19 protein-coding genes are annotated in these 21818 nt (G+C 41.4%); 6 read left to right on the forward strand and 13 right to left on the reverse strand.

What is annotated here, in order from left to right; all coding sequences use genetic code 11:
- Nucleotides 1-15: 15 nt before the first annotated feature.
- The 3 genes from L3V42_RS04425 to L3V42_RS04435 all read left to right on the forward strand — a co-directional run bounded on the left by L3V42_RS04425 (nt 16) and on the right by L3V42_RS04435 (nt 2376).
- A complete protein-coding gene (locus L3V42_RS04425; RefSeq protein WP_238471424.1) occupies nt 16-999 on the forward strand; it encodes a sensor histidine kinase in 984 nt (327 codons plus the stop codon).
- 32 nt (nt 1000-1031) lie between these two features.
- A complete protein-coding gene (locus L3V42_RS04430) occupies nt 1032-1685 on the forward strand; it encodes a lysoplasmalogenase (protein WP_238471425.1) in 654 nt (217 codons plus the stop codon).
- Between the two features lie 118 nt (nt 1686-1803).
- Nucleotides 1804-2376 (forward strand): CDP-alcohol phosphatidyltransferase family protein, encoded by a 573-nt coding sequence (locus tag L3V42_RS04435; protein WP_235762706.1) that lies wholly within the window; start codon nt 1804-1806, stop codon nt 2374-2376.
- A 30-nt stretch (nt 2377-2406) separates the two neighbouring features.
- On the opposite strand, the gene L3V42_RS04440 is transcribed toward L3V42_RS04435, so the two are convergent.
- Both L3V42_RS04440 and alr read right to left on the reverse strand, forming a co-directional pair.
- Entirely contained in the window at nt 2407-2991 is a 585-nt protein-coding gene (locus L3V42_RS04440; RefSeq protein ID WP_235762707.1) for an NADPH-dependent FMN reductase, read from the reverse strand.
- Nucleotides 2992-3168: 177 nt separating this feature from the next.
- Entirely contained in the window at nt 3169-4296 is a 1128-nt protein-coding gene (alr, locus tag L3V42_RS04445) for an alanine racemase (protein WP_235762708.1), read from the reverse strand.
- Nucleotides 4297-4556: 260 nt separating this feature from the next.
- On the opposite strand from alr, the gene L3V42_RS04450 reads away from it, so the two are divergent.
- Nucleotides 4557-4940: a hypothetical protein gene (locus L3V42_RS04450; protein WP_238471426.1), complete on the forward strand. Its 384-nt coding sequence runs from the start codon at nt 4557-4559 to the stop codon at nt 4938-4940.
- 134 nt (nt 4941-5074) lie between these two features.
- On the opposite strand, the gene L3V42_RS04455 is transcribed toward L3V42_RS04450, so the two are convergent.
- The 4 genes from L3V42_RS04455 to htpG form a co-directional block, all read right to left on the reverse strand.
- Nucleotides 5075-5362: a hypothetical protein gene (locus L3V42_RS04455; protein WP_235762710.1), complete on the reverse strand. Its 288-nt coding sequence runs from the start codon at nt 5360-5362 to the stop codon at nt 5075-5077.
- A gap of 3 nt (nt 5363-5365) precedes the next feature.
- Nucleotides 5366-5776, reverse strand: a complete 411-nt coding sequence (locus L3V42_RS04460) for a Spx/MgsR family RNA polymerase-binding regulatory protein (RefSeq protein ID WP_235762711.1) — start codon at nt 5774-5776, stop codon at nt 5366-5368.
- 41 nt (nt 5777-5817) lie between these two features.
- Nucleotides 5818-6429, reverse strand: a complete 612-nt coding sequence (locus L3V42_RS04465) for a TetR/AcrR family transcriptional regulator (RefSeq protein ID WP_235762712.1) — start codon at nt 6427-6429, stop codon at nt 5818-5820.
- Between the two features lie 1993 nt (nt 6430-8422).
- Nucleotides 8423-10306 (reverse strand): molecular chaperone HtpG, encoded by a 1884-nt coding sequence (gene htpG, locus L3V42_RS04470; RefSeq protein ID WP_238471427.1) that lies wholly within the window; start codon nt 10304-10306, stop codon nt 8423-8425.
- A 155-nt stretch (nt 10307-10461) separates the two neighbouring features.
- Between htpG and L3V42_RS04475 the strand changes: the two genes are divergently transcribed.
- The gene (locus L3V42_RS04475) at nt 10462-11175 is read left to right on the forward strand and encodes an NAD-dependent protein deacylase (protein WP_235762714.1); all 714 of its coding nucleotides are present in this window, start codon (nt 10462-10464) and stop codon (nt 11173-11175) included.
- Nucleotides 11176-11271: 96 nt separating this feature from the next.
- Here L3V42_RS04475 and adhE read toward each other — a convergent pair whose 3' ends face one another.
- Nucleotides 11272-13875, reverse strand: coding sequence for a bifunctional acetaldehyde-CoA/alcohol dehydrogenase (gene adhE / locus L3V42_RS04480; RefSeq protein ID WP_238471428.1), 2604 nt, complete (start codon nt 13873-13875; stop codon nt 11272-11274).
- Between the two features lie 496 nt (nt 13876-14371).
- On the reverse strand, nt 14372-14980 hold the full coding sequence (locus tag L3V42_RS04485) for a YpjP family protein (RefSeq protein WP_238471429.1): 609 nt from the start codon (nt 14978-14980) through the stop codon (nt 14372-14374).
- 189 nt (nt 14981-15169) lie between these two features.
- On the opposite strand from L3V42_RS04485, the gene L3V42_RS04490 reads away from it, so the two are divergent.
- The gene (locus L3V42_RS04490; protein WP_238471430.1) at nt 15170-16582 is read left to right on the forward strand and encodes a LysM peptidoglycan-binding domain-containing protein; all 1413 of its coding nucleotides are present in this window, start codon (nt 15170-15172) and stop codon (nt 16580-16582) included.
- A gap of 370 nt (nt 16583-16952) precedes the next feature.
- Here the strand turns inward: L3V42_RS04490 and hprK are convergent, their stop codons facing one another.
- From hprK to mqo, 5 genes are all read right to left on the reverse strand, one after another.
- Nucleotides 16953-17873, reverse strand: coding sequence for an HPr(Ser) kinase/phosphatase (gene hprK / locus L3V42_RS04495; RefSeq protein WP_235762718.1), 921 nt, complete (start codon nt 17871-17873; stop codon nt 16953-16955).
- Nucleotides 17874-18025: 152 nt separating this feature from the next.
- Nucleotides 18026-18535 carry a QueT transporter family protein gene (locus L3V42_RS04500; RefSeq protein ID WP_238471431.1) on the reverse strand — a complete coding sequence of 170 codons (510 nt, stop codon included), beginning with the start codon at nt 18533-18535 and terminating at the stop codon, nt 18026-18028.
- A 176-nt stretch (nt 18536-18711) separates the two neighbouring features.
- Nucleotides 18712-19467 (reverse strand): 3-oxoacyl-ACP reductase, encoded by a 756-nt coding sequence (locus L3V42_RS04505; protein ID WP_235762720.1) that lies wholly within the window; start codon nt 19465-19467, stop codon nt 18712-18714.
- Between the two features lie 331 nt (nt 19468-19798).
- Nucleotides 19799-20020, reverse strand: coding sequence for a DUF2829 domain-containing protein (locus L3V42_RS04510; protein WP_235762721.1), 222 nt, complete (start codon nt 20018-20020; stop codon nt 19799-19801).
- Nucleotides 20021-20287: 267 nt separating this feature from the next.
- The gene (gene mqo / locus L3V42_RS04515; protein WP_235762722.1) at nt 20288-21796 is read right to left on the reverse strand and encodes a malate dehydrogenase (quinone); all 1509 of its coding nucleotides are present in this window, start codon (nt 21794-21796) and stop codon (nt 20288-20290) included.
- Between the last annotated feature and the right edge of the window lie 22 nt (nt 21797-21818).

Consider the following 21818-nt stretch of genomic DNA (forward strand, 5'->3'; position numbering starts at 1 on the left):
AGAGGGGGTTGAGTTATGAAGCGTGTGTATTTTTATTGGGTAAGTATTGCCTTGCTCGCTGTTATTCATATTGAATTTGCAGGACGAGCTTTACCTTTTGATTTACCTTTTTTCGTCTCGATTTTTTTAGCTTTCCTACTTATTTTTCTATTACAGAGGAAACTCATGGTACACATAGATGCACTTGGAACAAAGGAAAATCTCAGATTATACAGCATCCAGCTCCTGCTTCTCATCATTTACGTATTAACTGAACCTGGTCTGATTTCGCTTATTCCGCTTCTCACTTTTATCCTGTTGGAAGCGAACCGGCATATCATCAGTCATAAGCTACATAATAACCGCCAACTTATCCAGGCACACAAAAGAGAAATGGAGCAAATGAATGACACCTTTCTCATTGTCCGCAAAGAAAGACATGACTTTTTAAAACATATATCCAGCTTGCATTATATGCTCGAAAATAATAACCATAAAGAAGCAACAACGTATTTAAATGAGCTAGTAGAAGGATATAAGGAAACAAACCTGTCTATTCAAGGAGAACGCGGAACAGTAGCGGGTGTCCTGCATCACAGTTACCGGCAAGGACAGGAAGAAGGGATCGAAGTGATATATGATCTCGAAGCAGCGATTTCCGGCTTACCACTTTCTGATCGTGATTTAACAGCCTTAATCGGGAATATACTAGATAACGCACTGGAGGCGAGTGCCGAATGGCAAAGAGAGAACGGAAAAAAACCGCAGATTATCTTACAATCCTTCAAGCGCAGCGGTCTTTTTATGCTAACTTGCAAAAACTGCACCCGTCCCTTGCCGAATGATGTGCTCGATCATTTATTTACGAAACGGTCACAATCAACAAAATCAGGAAATCATGAAGGACTGGGAACACAGATTATTGCACAAATTGTCGAAAAACATGCTGGCTATCTTGATTTCGTTTATAAAAATCAAATCTTTACATTACAAATTAAGCTGCCTGCCATCTTAAAATAAGTTGACATGGATTAACGACGAGGAGGAACATCATGGTTCTTTACCGCTTGCCGATAATGATTCTTACCCTAAGTCTCGTATACATTTTCATCGCTCCTGATGAGCCCTTTGCGTTCAAGCTCTTTTTTAAACTGCTGCCAATGATCGTCATTTTATTTTACGCTTTCCGAATCGCACCGGAAAATAAAATGGCTGTCCATTGGCTCATTATTCTTGGTCTTCTTTTTTCGATGATAGGTGACGCAACTTTGCACTGGTTTCTCGTTGGACTTGTCGCTTTCTTTATTGCCCATGTCTGTTATGTGATTGGCTTTTTTACGGTGGCCAAGTTTACTAGAAAGCGGATGTTAGCTGCGGTTCCAATCAGCATCTACGCTATTACTTTCGGGATATTCCTTATTCCTGCTCTAACGGATACCGGGGAGCAAGCGCTCGTAATCCCAGTAATTGCTTATATCATCATTATTTCACTCATGCTCTTTGCCGCGGTTGCAACAGGGAATAGACCAGCACAATTTGGGGCATTATTATTTGTTATCTCCGACTCGATTCTTGCTTGGAATATGTTCATCGATCCAGTTCCATTTGCTGATGCTCTTGTTATGTTCCCGTACTATGCAGCTCAGTTTTTCATTACAGTTAGTCTCTACTCGCTTATTGACCAAAACAAGCGCATCATTTGGTAGCAATACAGAATGTAAAACAACTATTTTTAATATGTTTATTAAGACTTTATATGGTATACCTAGCTGCTTTAAATTACAAGAGTTCGCTCGTTTAGTTCTAACATAGGAGGAATTTCATGTGAAGTTAACAACAAGGGAAGTTTTATCGGTCCCGAATATTTTATCTTATATCCGGATTCTCTTGATTCCTGTATTTATTTATCTCTTTTTCCATGCAACAGACTCAAGAGATTATTATGTTATCGGTCTTATTATACTTTTATCTGGTCTAACAGATGCATTGGACGGTTGGATTGCCCGGACATTCAATCAAATTACAGAACTCGGGAAAATTGTTGACCCGATTGCAGATAAATTGACCCAGACAGCAATCGTCGCCTGTCTATTGTTCCGCTATCCGTATATGTGGATTCTGTTTATCCTTTTTATCTTGAAAGAGTTGTTTATGGGAATCAATGGACTCATTCTATTAAAACGCGGGAAAAAACTGGACGGAGCGAAGTGGTTTGGAAAAGTATCGACGGCAGTGTTCTATCTTGCAATGGGAATTTTGATTACATTTCCTAACTTGGATACGTATTTGATCACATTCCTCATGATTGTAACAGGGATTTTCTTATCTATATCTTTCTTGATGTATATCCCGGAATTTCTGAGATTATATGAAAAAAAGGAAGATGCTGTGCGTTAATCACAGCATCTTCCTTTTTTACTTTATTCTTTAAGCATTTTCGGTTGCTAAATTGCCTCTTAGTGTTTTTAAAGCAGTACTCCAAGCAATGACTTGATCCAGCATTTGGTTTGCATTGTCTGCATGGTAATCAGCTGGTTTGAAGACAGAGAAGTTTTCAAAGTCAGCTAGTAGGGAGAAGGTAACTGCAGTACGGACGTCCGCTACTTGCAATTCACCAAGAATTAAGCGCATGTTTTCATGAGCACGTGTCCCACCAAGGCTTCCGTAACCAACAAATCCTGCCGCTTTGTTGTTCACTTCAGGATTTAAGTAGTCTGTTGCGTTCTTCAGCGCACCACCGATTGCATGGTTGTATTCTGGAGTGATGAAAATATAACCATCGAAAGAGGCCATTTTATCAGACCAAGCTTTAATTGTTGCATTTGCTTCTTCTTGTTCTGTTTCTGGAAGGCTTTCACCTAAGAATGGTAATCGGTAATCTGCTAAGTCTACCAATTCATATTCGACATCCTGGTCATTGCGATTGTTTGCAAAATCCATCATCCATTTCGCAACTTGCTCTCCGTTGCGTCCTTCACGTACACTTCCTAAAACAATACCAATCTTTAACATTCGTATTCCTCCTGTTGTCTATGTCTAAATAACTTTTAATTAAATATAACTTAATTACAGTCAATAATATAACATGGTTTCTCCCTAGTTGCAATCTTTTTGTTCTTATTTATTATTTGCTTATGATTCGTAAGTCTAATAAAAAAATTTAGAGGCGGCATCTCTGCCGCCTCCTCCTTATCCGACATAAACTCTTGGGACGCGTTTTCCAATAAGACAAATGATTTCGTAGTGGATCGTTTGCAGTTGTTCCGCTATTTCGTCGAGGGAGATATAACCTTTCTTTTCCTCACCGAATATCGTGATGATATCATCATCTTGCATTTCATCGATGTCTGTTACGTCAATCATTGTCTGATCCATACAAATTCTTCCCACAATCGGTGCTCGCTCACCATTTATCGTGACCTTGCCACAATTAGACAGGCGACGCGAAAGACCGTCCGCATATCCGACTGAAAGAGTAGCAATTCGCGAATTTCTCTCTGTTTGATAGGTACATCCATAACTGATTGGCTCTCCTGCCGCCACTTCCTTAATCAGCACCGCTTTTGTCTGGAAGGTCATTGCTTGAGTCAAGCTAATCATCTTTTTCATATATCTTGCTGGGTAAAGGCCATACATGCTGATCCCGACCCGGCACATATCCAGGTGCATCTCTGGAAAATTAATTGTTGCTGCGCTATTACAACAATGCTTCAATGGCACGGAAAAACCATTCTCAGCCAAATAATCCGTTACTTCGAGAAAACGTGAAAATTGCATCCGTGTATATGTATCATCCGCATTGTCCGCATCTGCAAAATGGGTGTAAATCCCTTCAACTTCAATTCGTTTACCTTCTATGCTCTTAAGTAACTCAAGTGCTTTTTCTTTTGATTGAACGCCAACTCTTCCCATACCTGTATCTATTTTCAAGTGGATTTTAGCCGTTTGCTTTAATTCATCACAAGCGGTGATGAGGGCATCCAGCACATCTTCGCTATAAACAGTAAGTGTGATTCCATTTATAATCGCTTCTTTTACAACTTCGGGTTTCGTGAAGCCAAGAACTAGAATCGGAGCGTCAATCCCCGCCCGCCGAAGTTCAATCGCTTCATCGATCAAGGCGACACCTAAACCATCAGCTCCAGCCGCCAAGGCAGCCCTTCCGACTTCTGCCGCTCCGTGACCGTAGCCATCCGCTTTTACAACTGCGAGCAGTTTACTATTTTTATTCATATATTGTTTAAAGGCTTGCGTATTCCCCCGGATTGCAGCTAAAGAAACTTCAACCCATGTATCCCGGTAACTTAATCGTTTCATCCGATAAACTCCTCTGTTCTATCATTACTTTATATTTTAACATTTCTTAATAGCCTCTGGGTAGGGCATATTGTTCCAATTGGAACAATATATACGTATGAAGGAGTTGAATTAAAAATGAGGAAGTTTTTTTGAAAAATATGTTAAAGATGCTTCTTGTTAGGTAGAGTATCGTAACTCAGCATTTCCGCCTATTTCTATATTCCTGGAATTCGGATTAACGATCGAAAGGGATTCAAAAAATAAAGGAGTGGATAACGTTGGGTGCAAAGTGGATAAAAATCGCAGTTCTTTATTTCATTATCGGGATTGGCTTCGGGCTATTCATGCATTACACGATCCAGCTTCAATGGGGAGCGACGCATGCTCATATTAATGTTGTCGGTTGGCTGTCTACTGGTCTAATCGGCGGCATTTATTCCATTTATCCAAGAGCAGGAAATAGTCCACTTGGTAAGTTACACTTTTGGCTTCATCAGATTGGCCTACCTTTCCTTTTTATCGGAATGATGATGATTTATTTTAATGTACCACCAGTTGTGCTTGAAATTTTTGTCTCAGGCGGCGGGATTGCATTTCTATTATCTGTTATTTTGTTTGTTCTTAATGTATTTCAGAATGTACACGAGGCTGATAACAAGTAGCCGATTAAAGACATGACTCCCTTTCGATTAGAATAAAGGCGTGATTGGTTGTTTCGAGTTAGTAACCTGAGGTGCCCACATATTTTCAGCAAATAGGCTGCTGCAATAAAAAAAGTAAACCCTAAAGCCCGGGCTTACCTTTTTTTATATGTTTTAAAAACTTCAATAAATTGTTCTGGAGAGCTTTTAATCATATAGGAGAATACACCTTTATTCGTATGTACATATAGCAGCCCACCTTGTGTTCCGAGCATCCGGTAGGACAGATCATGAATGGTATCTATCAAAAATTCACGATGTCTCGTCACCAATCGATCCTCATATAAATACATCATACGTTGTTCTTCCGTATTTGTCTGACTGATGGAATCGACGGTGCGAACAACTTTCACATACGATTGTTCTGCCAGCAATTGTGTCATAAATTATCCTTCAGCAAGTCGCATATGATTAAGTCTCCATTGCAACCATTGGTACTCACGTGTTTTCCTCGGTAAAAATTGGCGAATATCGTCCTCATGGTACCCTACTTGCAATCGCTTCTCATCGACCATAATTGGGCTGCGCAGCAAACGAGGATGCTTGTGAATCAGCTCCAACAGTTCTTGAAGTGGTAATGCCTCAATGTCCAGATCAAGATCTTTATAAATCTTGGATCGGGTTGAAATAATTTCATCCGTACCGTCAACCGTCATACGTAAGATGCCTTGAAGTTCCGATACTGTCAGCGGGTGTTTCAAAATGTTCCGCTCTACGTAATGGATGTCTTGCTTCGTAAACCATTGTTTCGCTTTCCTTGTCGATGAACATGCAGCTCCATATATTATCACTGTCATATATCATACCCCATTTCAATTTGGTTAATTTATTGATACGTTTATCTTGCTATGCCTTTTTTCAATAAGCTCATTTCTACTTTGAAGCTTTCAATCGCCTCCTCGTCGGATAGCTCTTTCGTAAACTTTTCGACAAAATTGCGAAATGCAACGGCCGATATAATATGAATGACATGGGTTAATTCGCTGTCTGATTCGATATTTAAAAGCTCTCTATTTATTAGTTTTGTAATTTTTTCCATGCCATCTTTTTTCAGATTGCTTTCAATTATCTCATTGAAAATGGTTTCAATCTGATGTGTTACGTTAAGAAGAGCGTTCCGGAAAAAGTTATACTCCTTTTGATCAGGTAATTCAATAAGCAAATCGTAGTAAAAAGCGGTAATTGCTTCGAATAAGTCTCCCTGATGTGTTTGCAGTTGTTGAATGAACTGTTTGTTTCTACGGTTTGCCTGTTCTTGGAGAATATAATAATATGCGTCTTCTTTATCTTTAAAATACTGATAAAAGCTTCCCCGGGATATCTCTGCTGTCTTTACGATATTTGCGATGGAGGCTTCGAATAGAGGAACTCTGGAAAATTCCATTTCCATTGCCTTAATTAAGGATTGACGCTTTTTCTCTGGCAGATTAAAAAATGTTGCTTTGGGCATTCCTGTACCTCCATTTCCACCAGATCATGACACGGTGTCATCTTTATAATTTTATGATAGATGACACGGTGTCATTTGTCAACGCAATATGGGGGTTTCCTAACTTTTTACTTATTTATTCCACAATTGCCTCATAGAATCATTATTACCTTAATTCGCTGTAGCAAAACTCCTACTTTCTTCCTGAAAACCGTATTTTTTGAAGTATGTACTTTAAAATGAAGGCCTTTTCAAATTGAATTGATGACTACTTTCATACAACGTAAGTGCCCGCAACTCTCTACTGGAAGTCCGCAGTCCAGACACCTCTCGCACCTGCTGAGCGGCCGGCAAGCCTCCCCGCGCTGAGCACTAAGGGGTCTCGCCAGGCCTATCCTCCCGCAGGAGTCTCGAGGTGTCTGGACTGGCTCCCAGGAAAGGCCATATTTGGATCACTGTTTATTATTCCAAAAATATTATTTTTACCGTGATACGGCACTGGAATAAATGCTATTTATAATAATTATCTTTCCAGTTCAGTTGCCCGGGGGACGGTAACTCCTACGGGAAAAGCACGTGTCCAGACCTGAGCAGGAAGTGTACTTCTTCCGAGGCAGACTAAGAACGCCACGTCCTGTGGAAACGCCTGCATTAGCACGTCCTTTGCGTCGAGGCTGAGGCCGTGCCCTTAGGATGCGTATCCGTCCCCCGGGCAACTGAACGCCGACTAGAAAACCTACCAAGAGAACGTGCAAATCACTTACGCTGAATGAGAGTAAAAGTATTAAGTGGTTACGTTAGTTTTTGAGACGGGGATATTGGGAAATCAGAGCGGATTTCTGAAGTGTCTAGAACCATTGTGAATAGGTAGTTTCACTAATTGTATCAAGAGATAGTTACCTATTTTAGAAGGCGAAAATTGATCTTACAGGTTAATTTTTATGTGTAAGTAATGATAGGGCTGCGACATGGTCTTTCCTGGCCTATGATGAATACGCCAGGAATGACTCGCTTTTGATTTAGGATCTTCTAGTTGACTGACGCAAGATGAAGACAATGAGGCCGAGGAATAAGACAGGTAGGATAATACTGAATATCATGAAATCACTTCCTTTCAGATACTTTCAATCGACTGAGAAAAACAGTCTACCCGTCTGGAGGTAATTTCTAACATAGATTAATGAATTTCATAATACGTATTTAATGCATCACCATATGTAGTTGAGTTGGTTCATTCCCAACTACATATGGTGATGGAAAAGCCGACTTTGGTAATTATGAAATTCATTCAGATGGTAAGTTATTTACTGTAATTTTTGGGTTGCCTTCCATCATATCAAAAAAGTGATATAATTGCAAGTTAAAGTTTCAGTAGATAACCCAACTTTAACAGCCTGGAATAACTAAACGCTCCGTTCCAAGGCTACTGATTGCTTTCATACAGCATAAGTGTTTTGGCTCGTTCACTTATTCAGAGCACCAATCGCCGTTCAGTTGCCCGGGGGACGGATGCGCATCCTAAGGGCACGGCTTCAGCCTCCTCGGAAGAAGTACGCTTCCTGCTCAGGTCTGGACACGTGCTTTTCTGGTAAGAGTCACCGTCCCCCGGGCAACTGAACTGGTTAGATGATTCTCTGAATAGAAATTGTTCCGTCACGATAAGGATTAAACTCCTGGAATATTAAACAGTGTTCAAAATTTGTCCTTTCCTGGTAGCAGTCCAGATACCTCGAGACTCCTGCGGGAGGATAGGCTTGGTGAGACCCCGCAGCGGGCTTGCCCGCGAGGAGGCTCACCAGCCGCTCAGCAGGTGCAAGAGGTGTCTGGACTGCGGACCTCCAGTAGGAAGTTTCGGGGTTTGGCGCACTTACGCTGTATGAAAGCAATCCGCTGGTCATTTCATATCTAGCCCAAGTACGAGTGCTTGATAGGGCTAAATTGCTATTTTTTTACGAAAATCGAGTAGATAAAAAATGGCACCTTTCCAGATATATGGAAAAGCACCATTAAAATATTAAAGCATCACTTTACACATATCATTCGTGAAAGCAACTGGGTCTTCAATTGGTAAGCCTTCGATTAGTAATGCTTGATTATATAATAGATTTGTATAAAGTTTCAATTGCTCGTCGCCTTGCTCTTTCGCTCGCTCCAATGCATTCATGATCTCATGATCCACATTAATTTCCAATACTTTATCTGCCTTAATTTGCTGGTCATCCGGCATGGAATTAATGATTTTTTCCATCTCAATTGAAATATCGCCATCTGCCGTGAGCACAACCGGATGGGATTTCAGACGTTTTGAAGCCCGGACATCTGTAATTTTATCTCCTAACATCTCTTTCATTTTCGTAAACAGGTCTTCGTGTTCCTTCGCTGTTTCTTTCTCCTCTTCCTTCTCTTGCTCATCTTGTTCAATGCCAAGGTCACCACTGGAGACGTTTCGGAATTCCTTCTCTTTATAGCTCATGAGCATGCGGATTGCGAACTCATCAATTTCGTCCGTGAAATATAGAATTTCATATCCTTTGTCTTTTACAAGTTCCGTTTGCGGAAGCTTATCCACGCGGTCAACGCTATCCCCTTGTGCATAGTAGATATACTTCTGCTCTTCTGGCATGCGCTCCACATATTCATCCAACGTAACCAATTTCTTTTCTTTCGATGAATAGAATAATAATAAATCTTGCAGCACTTCTTTATGCTGGCCGAAATCACTGTAAACCCCGAATTTCAATTGTTGACCAAAGGACTGATAGAAGCGTTCATAGGCTTCCCGGTCATTATTCAGTACTTGTTTCAGTTGCTGTTTGATTCGTTTATTAATGTTTTTCGCGATTGTTTTTAACTGACGGTCATGCTGAAGCATTTCCCGTGAAATATTTAGAGAAAGATCCTCGGAATCTACTAATCCTTTTACAAAACTGAAATAGTCCGGCAGCAGCTCTGGACTTTTCTCCATAATAAGAACCCCATTTGAATAAAGCTCCAGCCCTTTTTCAAATTCCTTCGTGTAATAATTATATGGGGCGCTCTCCGGGATATAAAGAATCGCGTTATACCGAACCGCACCATCAACGGATAGATGGAGATGTTTTAACGGTTTATCAAAGCCATAATGCTTCTCTTGGTAGAAGTTTTCATAATCTTCATCGGTAAGTTCATTCTTATTCTTCTTCCAGATTGGAATCATCGTATTCAAGGTTTCTTCCGTAGAAACATTCTCATATTCGTCTTCCGTACCTTCTTTTAACTTACTTTCCGTCACGTCCATTTTAATTGGATAGCGGATAAAGTCGGAGTATTTCTTCACAATTTGCTTGAGTCGATATTCTTCTAGGAATTCATCGTAATTCTCTTCTTCTTCATTTTCTTTGATTGTGAGAATAATCTTCGTACCGACTTCAGCTTTTTCTGCCGGTTCAATCGTGTAGCCTTCTGGTCCTGTTGACTCCCATTTATAAGCTTCTTCACTATCAACAGAACGACTGATAACAGTTACTTTTTCCGCAACCATGAAGGCCGCATAGAAGCCGACACCGAATTGTCCAATAATGTCATGGCCATCTTTAATTTCATTCTCTTGCTTAAATTGATGGGATCCGCTTTTCGCGATAATGCCAAGGTTGTTCTCCATCTCTTCTTTTGTCATTCCGATACCCGTGTCGGTTACGGTTAATGTTCGTGTATCTTTGTTCGGGTCAAGCTTGATGAAGTAACTGTCTTGATCAAACGTGAGCTTGTCATCTGTAAGTGCCCGGTAGTATAGTTTGTCGATTGCATCGCTCGCATTGGAAATTAACTCTCTCAGGAAAATTTCCCGTTGTGAATAGATCGAGTTGATCACCATATCTAATAGTTTCTTGGATTCCGCTTGAAATTCTCTTCTTTCCATAATCTCTCTCCTCTTTCGTTATAAGTATGTAAACTCGCACGTACTAATCCACCTAATTAAATACCATATCCTTTCTATGAAGTCAATCAACTTGGGTCTCCCTGCAAGCTTCCTGAATTCACGGTATACTGGGGATATCAAGAAGGAGGAATGACATGCTTAAAAATTGGTTGGAGCAGTCTGATTATACGGTCGTATTCACCGGAGCAGGGATGTCGACAGAAAGTGGCCTCCCGGATTTTCGGTCGGCAAATACAGGATTATGGACGAAAAAAGACCCCGCGCAGCTTGCAAGTACTGATGCACTCAATCATAATGTGGAAGAATTTATTGCATTTTATCGGGAGCGTGTCCTCGGTGTGAAGGAATACGGTCCCCATAAAGGACATTCAATCCTTGCAAACTGGGAACAGTCCGGCAAAGTAAAATCGATTATTACACAAAATGTCGATGGGTTTCATCAGCTTGCAGGCAGTAAGCAAGTTGCAGAACTTCATGGTACATTGCAAAAATTACATTGCGAATCATGCGGGCGCCAGTATGGTAGTGAGAATTATGTAAAAGAGGCGTTTTACTGCGAGGAATGTAACGGTGTGTTGCGACCTTCGATTGTTTTATTTGGAGAAAGCTTGCCAGTCGATGCGTTTGAATTTGCACTCCGGGAGACGGAGAAGGCAGATTTATTCATTGTGTTCGGCTCTTCGCTTACTGTCACACCGGCAAACCAATTCCCCATGCTTGCAAAAGAAAACGGCGCGAAATTGGTTATTGTGAATGCGGAAGATACACCGCTTGATGGGTCTGCAGATTTAGTTATCCAAGATAAGAAAATTGGTGTACTTTTGCAAGAACTGGATGAGAATCTATAAGAAAAAAAACAGACGCGGTATCCACTAATGAGAGTAGATACCGCGTCTTTCAATTCTATTTACTGGCTTTTTTCCCAACCTCTTCTCCTTTACGGCCTATACACCTTTAAATGCTTTTCTATAAACATCAGCCAGTTCTGTGACGAGAGGTAACTTTGGATTTGCCATTGTACATTGATCTTCAAAAGCTTTATCAGCTAAATGATCCACTTTCGCCTCAAATTCTCGCTTCGTGACCCCATTCTCTTCCATACTCATCGGGATATCCAATTCTTTTGCCAATTTAATAATGGCTTGGACAAGATTTTCTACCCCCTCTTCAGTCGTAGCAGCTGGTAAGCCGATTGCTTTGGCTATCTCTGCATAGCGTTTATCTGCAATGAAATGTTCATATTTAGGGAATGACACAAATTTCGTCGGCTTCGTTGCATTATAGCGAATGACATGAGGTAACAAAATGGTATTGGCACGCCCATGCGCGATATTGAATTCACCGCCCAGTTTATGTGCCAAACTATGATTTATCCCTAAGAAAGCATTGGTAAACGCCATTCCCGCAATGGAAGAAGCATTATGCACTTTTTCACGAGCCAATTCATTCGATCCATCATGATAGGCTTGTGGTAAGTATTCAAAGACAAGCTGAATCGCCTTAATTGCCAACCCATCTGTAAAGTCGTTCGCCATATTGGATACGTAAGCTTCAATCGCATGGGTTAAGACGTCCATTCCAGTGTCAGCTGTCACCGTTTTCGGTACACTCATCACAAATTGTGGGTCAATGATTGCGACATCCGGTGTCAATTCATAGTCAGCCAGCGGGTACTTTATATTATTCTCTTTATCCGTGATGACGGCAAAAGATGTGACTTCCGCACCTGTCCCGGAGGTTGTTGGAATCCCGACAAATTGCGCCCGTTTTCCGAGCTGCGGGTATTTATAAACACGTTTACGAATATCCATGAATTTCTGCTTCAAACCATTAAAGTCTGTTTCCGGATATTCATAGAATAACCACATCCCTTTAGCGGCGTCCATAGGTGAGCCGCCACCGAGAGCGATAATGACATCCGGCTCAAATTCTTTCATCACCTTTGCACCACGCATAACTGTTTCCTTAGAAGGGTCTGGCTCCACATCCGATATAATTCTGCAATGGACATAGTCCGGACGTTTTCTTAAATAATATAAGACCTTATCCACATATCCCAATTCGACCATCATCGGGTCCGTTACAATGACAGCCTTTGAGATATCCGGCATTTTCTCAAGGTATCGGACGGCATTCTTTTCAAAATATATTTTTGGTGGGATTTTAAACCACTGCATATTAACACTTCTTTTTGCCAGTTTTTTGATGTTATATAAATGAACAGAGCTCACATTGCTAGACACTGAATTTCCGCCATATGAACCACATCCAAGAGTCAGTGACGGGGTATACGCATTGTAAATGTCACCAATTGCCCCTTGGGAAGATGGCTGGTTGACAATCAAGCGGCCGGCTTTCATCCGCTGACTGAATGCATCGATGACCTGCTGATTTTCAGAATGAATGACAGCGGAGTGACCAAGTCCACCAAATTCCAGCATTTCCTCACATCGTCTGAGTCCTGTTTCTGTATTATTCGCCTTATAACAGGCAAGGACAGGGCTGAGCTTCTCCCGTGACAGCGGATAATCAGGACCCACACCGGTTAACTCAGCGACCAATACTTTTGTATTTTCCGGTACGGTGATTCCAGCCATGTTCGCAATGGCAGCTGCACTCATTCCTACAATTGCAGGATTGACAGAACACTTATTTTCATCAATGACCAGTTTTTCGACTTTTACCTTTTCCGTAGCATTTAAAAAGTAACAATTATGGGCAATCATCTCTTGTTTCACTTTTTCATAGATTGGCTCATCGATAATGACAGCTTGTTCGGAAGCGCAGATCATGCCATTATCGAATGTTTTGGATAAAATAAGGTCGTTGACTGCCCGTTTAATATGTGCAGTTTTTTCTATATAACAAGGGACATTACCAGGACCGACACCTAAGGCTGGTTTCCCGGAACTGTAAGCAGATTTAACCATACCGGCTCCACCTGTAGCTAGGATGAGCGCGATACCTTCATGTTTCATAAGTGACTGCGTTTTTTCCACAGCTGGTTGTTCAATCCACTGGATGCAGTGCTCAGGTGCTCCCGCTTTTAAAGCAGCTTCATAGACGACCTGCGCTGCTTTGGCGCTTGATTTTTGTGCCCCGGGGTGAAAAGCAAAGATAATCGGATTGCCCGTTTTAATTGAGATGATTGATTTAAACATTGTCGTAGAAGTCGGATTGGTAATAGGAGTAATTCCAGCAATGACTCCGATAGGTTCTGCAATTTCAACGATGCCTTCCATCTCATTTTCATGCATGACCCCTATTGTCCGTTCATATTTAATGTTGTGATAAATATATTCTGTTGAAAACATGTTTTTAATAATCTTATCCTCGTAAACCCCGCGTTTTGTTTCGTCTACAGCGAGCCTTGCCAATTCCATATGCTGCTCCATACCTGCTAAAGCCATTTCTTTAATCATGTTGTTAATTTGGTCTTGATCCAGCATTTTCATTTCTTTTAATGCCTTATTCCCTTTTTCAACTAGGGCATCAATGCTTTCGACTAATGATTTAACTTGTTTCTTTTCAGGCGCTTTGGTAGTCATCGTAAATCCTCCTCGTTTATTTGTGAAATATTGATCATTTTAATTTTAAAAAAAATGGCTTAATGCTTGCCAGCAAATTTCATTTAAAACCGGGAGAATAGTGTCTGTTCGTTTATGTTATAATCACCTCTTTATTGTGAATTGTTGAGCATGTTATTTTATAAAAATTCGTCTTTCGCTTTCAAAACTATCATAACATCTGGAAGCGCTTGCCGTTTTGGTGAATTGTGACAAACCAGTGAAACTATTCTAAATAGTTAGTTCTATTAACACTATGGTAAAGTGGTTTACTAAAATAGTTGGCAGCTCCCTTTTATATTTAATGAATTTCATAATACGTATTTAATGCTTCACCATCACCATATGTAGTTGAGTTGGTTCGTTCCCAACTACATATGGTGATGGAATAGCCGACTTTGGTAATTATGAAATTCATTCTGTTAACAAGATAAAGGAAAAGGTTGGGACAGTTATATCCCAACCTTTTCCTTTATCTTTATGCCATCCACTTAGGTGGTGTATTTTTATCCCAGTAAATTTCACCGAGGGTGTGGTGCTCTTTGAAATCATCTTTTTGAAGATGATAATGGAAATTGAAATAATAGCCTTCTAATGGGCGGTTATCACGGCGGACATGGAAGCGGACGATATCTTCTTCCGTCCGGTAATCCGTTACGTGAAAGATTCGCTCCCCGTAACCTTTTGCCGGTTGTTCCGTGATTCCATAATAACGGACAGCATCTTCTCCCGCTTCAACTGCTAGTTCTTCCAACACAGATTCCATTTTCGGCAAAATAACCGCAGAAAACTCGTCCTCTACCTGCTCAGCAATACGAGGACCAAACTTCATCAAGCTTTGCATTTTCGCCTGTTCTTGAAGCTTCCGTAAATAATCCGGTTCTGTCTCGATCTCAAGCATTGTTTCATAGTTTTCGAGAGTCGCTTCACTTGTACGGAGTTCAGTCGCTTGATCAAATTCTGTTTTTGAGGAGACACTATTCTTATTATTTTCGGCATCAATTTCTAGTAAAGCGGTCGGCGTATACATTCCGAGTGTTGCAATTGCAATAAGTGCAACGAGCGCTTTCTTCATCCATATCTTCATGAGCATCACTTCCCAATCATTTCCTTACTTTAATTTTAACATGTTATAGGCAGATGTCTATTGGGATAATGGTTTATTTCTTAAAATTTCTATTAATTTAGCGGAACAAATGCCCTGACCCTATTTCCTACACAGTCTCACTTTTTGGGCATAGGATATTGGAGCGAAATTTGTGAGGGGGAGTTTGTTTTGATTATTCATGTTGTGGAGCCAGGAGATAATTTGTATGCGTTACACGAACGATATCGGGTGAGCATGGCCGATTTATTGCGGGTAAATGATTTGCCGGATCCAGAACAGCTTGTTGTTGGGCTGGCTTTACTTATTCCGGTTAAAGGAACGTGGCATACGGTTCGGGCTGGAGAAAGCTTGTGGAGTATTGCTAATGATTATGGAATGTCTTTAAATCTAGTTTTAGAAGCAAATCCAGGAATTGATGCGGAGATACTCATGCCAGGACAGGAAATTTTCATTCCACTTCTACGTCATGAAGTGGCACCAGGTGAGACGCTCGCAAGTATTGCGAACCAGTATGGGGTATCTGTATATGCACTCGCCCAGGAGAATGCCCTCACGATAACCGAGCCTATCTTCACTGGCCAAATACTGTTTATCCCACGGGAAAAACCAATTATTGATGTCAATGCCTATTCCTACCAACAAGATGCTGCTGGCGCCCAGTCGATCCGTGAAGTTGGAGAGCTGCTGACAATTGTGAGCCCATTCGCCTATTTGATTCAAGCGGATGGAAGCTTGGAGCCTTTTCCGGATGAGCAGATGATTGCTGCAAGTTATGAGGAGAATATTTTGCCGATGATGTCGATTTTGAATTTCACCTCGGAGGAAGCCGGGTCCACCCTCACTCATACCATTCTAACGAGCGACGAACTGATGGATACATTATTGACGAATATTTTAAGGGTGATGAATGAAAAAGGCTACCGGGGATTAAATATTGATTTTGAAAATGTATTGCCGGAAGACAGGGAGCGTTTCAATAACTTTATTCAATTGGCTGTGGACCGGCTCCATCCAGAAGGCTATTTTGTTTCGACCGCTGTAGCACCGAAGACGAGCGCCGACCAGCCTGGATTATTATATGAAGCACATGATTATGCAGCCCAAGGAAGGATTGCCGATTTCGTTGTCGTGATGACATATGAATGGGGATACCGTCTCGGTCCGCCTCAAGCCATTTCACCGTTAAACCAAATGCGGCGGGTTATAGAATATGCCTTGACAGAAATCCCCTCGGAAAAAATATTCCTCGGTTTCCAGATTTACGCGCGGGATTGGAGGTTGCCACATGTGCAGGGGCAAGCTGCACAAACGTTCAGTCCTCAAAGGGCTGTGGAGCTTGCTACCGAATATAACGCAGAAATTCAGTATGATGAAGTTGCCGCTTCACCGTTCTTTCGTTATACGGATGAAGACGGCGTAGATCATGAAGTGTGGTTTGAGGATGCGAGAAGTGCTCAGGCAAAGTTTGATTTGGCAAAAGAATTCAATCTTGGCGGAATCAGTTATTGGGCACTCGGCTATCCTTTCCCTCAGAACTGGGAATTGCTGCGGGATAACTTTACGGTAAGAAAGCGGATTTAAAAAGAATAAGAGCGGAAACGCCCCAGAAGCAGATAAATTTAATCAAACTTTTCTTTTACTTGTAAGAAACATATCCCTTAATCACGTAAAAGATCTGATTTTCTGTTGTTTCGATAAATCAGAGAGCTCCTAATCAACTGAAGGAGCTGCCATTCCGCTGATTAGGTAGATTAGTAATGCCCTAATCGCCCGAAAAATCTGGCCGTCTGGTGCTTCAGTTGATTAAATGGTGACTAAGCCTGACAAAGAACGAACGGATAAATTTTCTTTCTCAATTGGAAGAGGCTGAAGTTTTAACTGACAATGCTCGCCCTACGAAAAACCGGCCATTTACCGGACACAAGAAAAGGACAGCTCGAACCAGCTGTCCTTATTCGTTTCCATTATAATTTTCCGTTCGATGGATAAATTCTTCAGCAGCACTGTAGCCTTGTTGTTTTAAATACCAGCTGTTTGCTGCTGCCTCAATTAAACCGGCAACATCTCTTCCCGGCTGAAGCTGAATTTTAATATGAGGAATTTCGACTCCCATATAACTCGTATATTCTGTCTTTAACTCAAGATCATTGTTCAGCTCATTATCTCCCCATTTGGTGAGCTCGATATCAAGCGCAATCCGCGTTTCATCCTGGAATGCTTTTCTTCCATAAACACGAACAATATTTAACAGACCTACACTTCTTAATGCAAGGAATTCTTTATTCATCTCATTGTGTGTTCCAAGGATCGTACGGTGACTAAGCTTTCTAAGGACGACGATATCATCGGCAACAAGACGATGACCCCGACCGATTAGCGTATAAGCGGTTTCACTTTTTCCTATTCCCGATTCACCGCGCAAGAGGATTCCAATCCCGAATACATTGAGGCAAACACCCGGTACAGCAATCTCCTCTGCTAGAGCTCTACCCAAATAAGCGTCCAATTTAGCGATGAATTCATATGTAGAATCATTCGTTCGGAGTAACGGAATATTCTCCTGGTTGCAATACTGTTCGAGATAGGTCAATTCTTCTTGTCCCCGCGTTACAATAAAGCAAGGAGGATGGTAATTTACAATATTGCCGATTCTTTGTTTTCTTTCTTCCACACTAAGCGATTTCAAGTAATTTATTTCCGTTAATCCGAGAACTTGCACGCGTTCCGTCGGGAAAAAATCAAAATAACCGATAAACTCAAGTCCTGGCCGGTGTGATTTATTCTTTGATACTTTTCTGTCAAGACTATCTGCCCCTGCAAGAATTTCCAAGGATAATTCTTTGGAAATTCGTTCTACACTAATTGTTTTCACTTTTACACCTAATTTCTCTTTTTCTAATATGTTTCCGTTTCAATGATAGTTGGATCTATTATACAATATATTGCGGCGTATAGTAAGGGGGCTCGGTAATTTAATACAAATACTAAAAACCAGGTCAACACTTTGAAAACCTGGCTTTCGTCTTATTTTGTCAGATCCACTCTCTTACTTACCATGTACATGATGAACCCACCGATTGTCATAGATAGCAGTTCCCCTAGGGCAACCGTGAGATAAGTCATCCAAAATGGAAGATTGAATAGGATATAAAGCTGCACAGCGACGGTAAACATCGATAACGTAAAAATAATAGCTGTAACAACAAATTTAGCTTTTACATTTTTTATATTTTTTGTCAGAGCCCGGGCCGCGAGCAGTACTGCAAGGGTCGCAAGTCCGCCGATTGGCACATCGATAAACCACATCGGTGACATGAAGTTCGCAATCACAACACCCAAGAAAACCGCGACAATATATCGTTTGTGAAATAGTGCCAGGTAATTGAACATTTCAGATAGACGGAGCTGGATTGGTCCAAAGCTAATGACAGATAAAATGAGGGTGACCGCCATATATAATGCGGAAACTAATGAAATTTTCACTATACTTCTTATGGAAGTCAGTGACTCTTCGTGTGCAATAGAACTATTCATTTGATAGACTCCTTTGTAAAATAGCAGATTGCTATTTTAGTAATAATTATGGCCAAAGGATCGGACAAGCGCCCTGCAAAGTGCCATAATACAAGCAAAAAAGTTTGCCAGATGAGTATAACAAAAAACCCTTCTGTTGCATAGAAGGATTTTTGCCTGAAAAGAGTTAGGATACGCTATTTAACAGTCCAGCCGCCGTCAACCGGGATAACAGCTCCATGAATATAATCTGCCGCACTGCTTGCAAGATATAAGGTAAGGCTTGCAACTTCTTCTGGTTCAGCCCAGCGCCCGGCCGGTGTCTCTTCTGCCACCCAGTTCGCCATCTCGCCTCCACCCGCGAAGTCTTCTGCGTTCATTGGGGTCCGGATTGCTCCAGGTGCTATCGCGTTTACCCGGATCCCTTTCCTGCTGTAATCATAAGCGAGCTGTTTCGTATAGCCGACAATCGCATGCTTGGAAGCCGTGTATGCCGCTCCCCCGCCACCTGCGACAAGCCCGGCAATCGATGCGGTATTCACAATAACACCTTGCTCCCATTTCAACATATGAGGCAGGATATTATTCGTAACATGATAAATTCCTTTCACGTTTGTATCAAATACGTTATCCCATAATTCTTCCGTCGTATCGAGGGTTGTTTTATAATCATCGAGGATGCCTGCTGTATTCACGAGAATATCAATCCGGACATACTCTCTTAATGCTTGATGGACCGCTTCCGCAACTTCTTGCTTCTCCGCTACATTCGCACACCAAAAAGCAAATTTCTCCGGGTACGCTTGTTTTAACAGCTGTAAACCCATTTCATTCTGATCCACCGCAAATACGGAAGCACCTTGCTTCAAGAAGGCTTCTGCCTGCGCATAGCCAATCCCCGAAGCTGCACCTGTAATAAAAACCGTTTTCCCATCGTACTCTGAAAAATTCAAGCATCATCATCCTTTTAAAGTTTTTTATAGAACAAAGGCGCAAGCGCCCGTTTAGCAACGTACAAACTGGAGCACTCCGAGGGGGAGATAAAGGAAACTCAGGCGACGGTAGAGAGTTGATGTTGACTTTCACCGCAAGGGTATAAGTGCGACTAAGCCTCACAAAGACCAAACGGCTAAGTCTTCTTTACCGATTGGAGGAGTGTGAAGTTTGATAGTTGCTGGGCGCTTGAGCCGGACGTGGCCAGCCCTGAATACCTAAGTTATCCATAGCACTTTTATTTTATAGTTACTATTAAAAAAGAGCCCATGCTAAAAATAGGCTCCCCCTTTACTTGACTATTTCCCAATCTTCTGCAAGTAAATCACAAACAGTCGGGGTAAACATTGTATACCCTTCCCCCTCGACATTTATTAATAAATATGGATTCAATTTTTCACCATCGATTGCACTTTCACCAACAAGCTTGACGTAAAGTTCAGCGCCCGGCCAACCGGAACGGATTATTTTTTCACCCGCCCGAAGACGTGGCAATGCCTCTTCAAATTTCATACGAGCTCATCCTTTCTTCATACATAAAAGTATAGAGGATACCTGGATTGTTTTCAAATATGGCGGATATATGTCTTGTTAATCTTTATCTATGCTAATGAATTTCATAATACGTATTTAATGCTTCACCATCACCATATGTAGTTGAGTTGGTTCGTTCCCAACTACATATGGTGATGGAAAAGCCGACTTTGGTAATGATGAAATTCATTCATGCTTATAAATTTAAAAACACCCGCGGCAGTGCGCAGATGTTTTATATGCTTATTATACAGTTGCTAATAAATCTGATTCGTCGACTTTGTTTAATTCCAGAACTTCAGATGTTGATGCTTTAATTTCACGCAGCAATTCCGGATTTTCGCGTAGGCGCATACCATGAGACGGGACCATTTCTGTAATCTTCGGCTCCCACTCTTCTATGCGATCCGGGAAACAGCGGTTCAAAATATCCAGCATAACCTGAACAGCAGTTGATGCACCTGGTGATGCACCGAGTAATGCGGCGACTGATCCGTCCGCTCCTGTAATCACTTCTGTACCGAACTGCAGTGTCCCTTTTCCGCCGTAATCTGTGTCTTTAATGACCTGTACACGCTGCCCGGCGACGATCAAATCCCAGTCCTCGCTCTTTGCATCCGGGATAAATTCACGAAGTTCTTTCATGCGCTGTTCTTTGGATTGCAGTACTTGTGTCACCAAGTACTTCGTAAGCGGCAATTCTTTTGCACCTGCAGCTAGCATCGTGAACACGTTACTCGGTTTAACCGAAGTGATTAAGTCCATATTGGAACCTGTCTTCAAGAACTTCGGCGAGAATCCAGCATACGGGCCGAATAATAATTGCCTTTTGTTATTGATATAGCGTGTATCTAAATGCGGAACAGACATTGGCGGAGCTCCTACTTTTGCTTTTCCGTATACTTTAGCGTTATGCTGCTCGACAATTTCCGGATTATTACATACCATAAAGATTCCGCTTACAGGGAACCCGCCGATATGTCTGCTCTCCGGAATACCTGTTTTTTGTAAAAGATGTAAGCTACCGCCACCGCCGCCAATGAAAACGAATTTCGCAAAATGGCTTTCCGTCTTGCCGGTTTCATGATTTTTCACTTTCACTTCCCAGCCCGCCGGTTTTTGTTTAAGATCTTCAACTTCACGGTTGTACTGAATATCTGCACCTGTCTCGTCAAGATGTTCAAATAACTTCCGTGTTAATGCGCCAAAGTTCACATCCGTTCCACTATCAATCTTCGTTGCAGCAATGCCGTCCTCAAGAACTCTGTCGTTCATAACAAGTGGTAGCCATTCCGCTAGTGTTGCAGGGTCTTCCGTGTATTCAATATCTTCAAACAATGGATTTTCTTTCATTAATTCATAACGCTTCTTTAAAAATTCAACGTTCTTTTCACCTTGGACCAAGCTAATATGCGGCAAGGATCTAATAAATTTCTTCGGCTCCTGTAATAAGCCTTTCTTTACAAGATAGGACCAGAACTGTAAGGAAACTTGGAACTGTTCATTCACGTTATTCGCTTTCGTTCCATCAATTGTGCCGTCCGGTTTTTCCGTCGTGTAGTTTAATTCACATAATGCAGCATGCCCTGTACCAGCATTATTTAATTCATGTGAACTTTCCTCCCCAGCCTTACCTAGCTTCTCCAACACTGTAATGTTCCAATCTGGCACCAATTCATGCAATAACGTACCAAGCGTTGCACTCATAATCCCAGCACCGATTAAAATAACATCTGCGTTCTCCCTTTTATTCATACTATCCTCTTCCTTATCTGTA

The organism is Oceanobacillus alkalisoli (assembly GCF_022213125.1).
Taxonomy (GTDB): Bacteria; Bacillota; Bacilli; order Bacillales; family Amphibacillaceae; genus Oceanobacillus; species Oceanobacillus alkalisoli.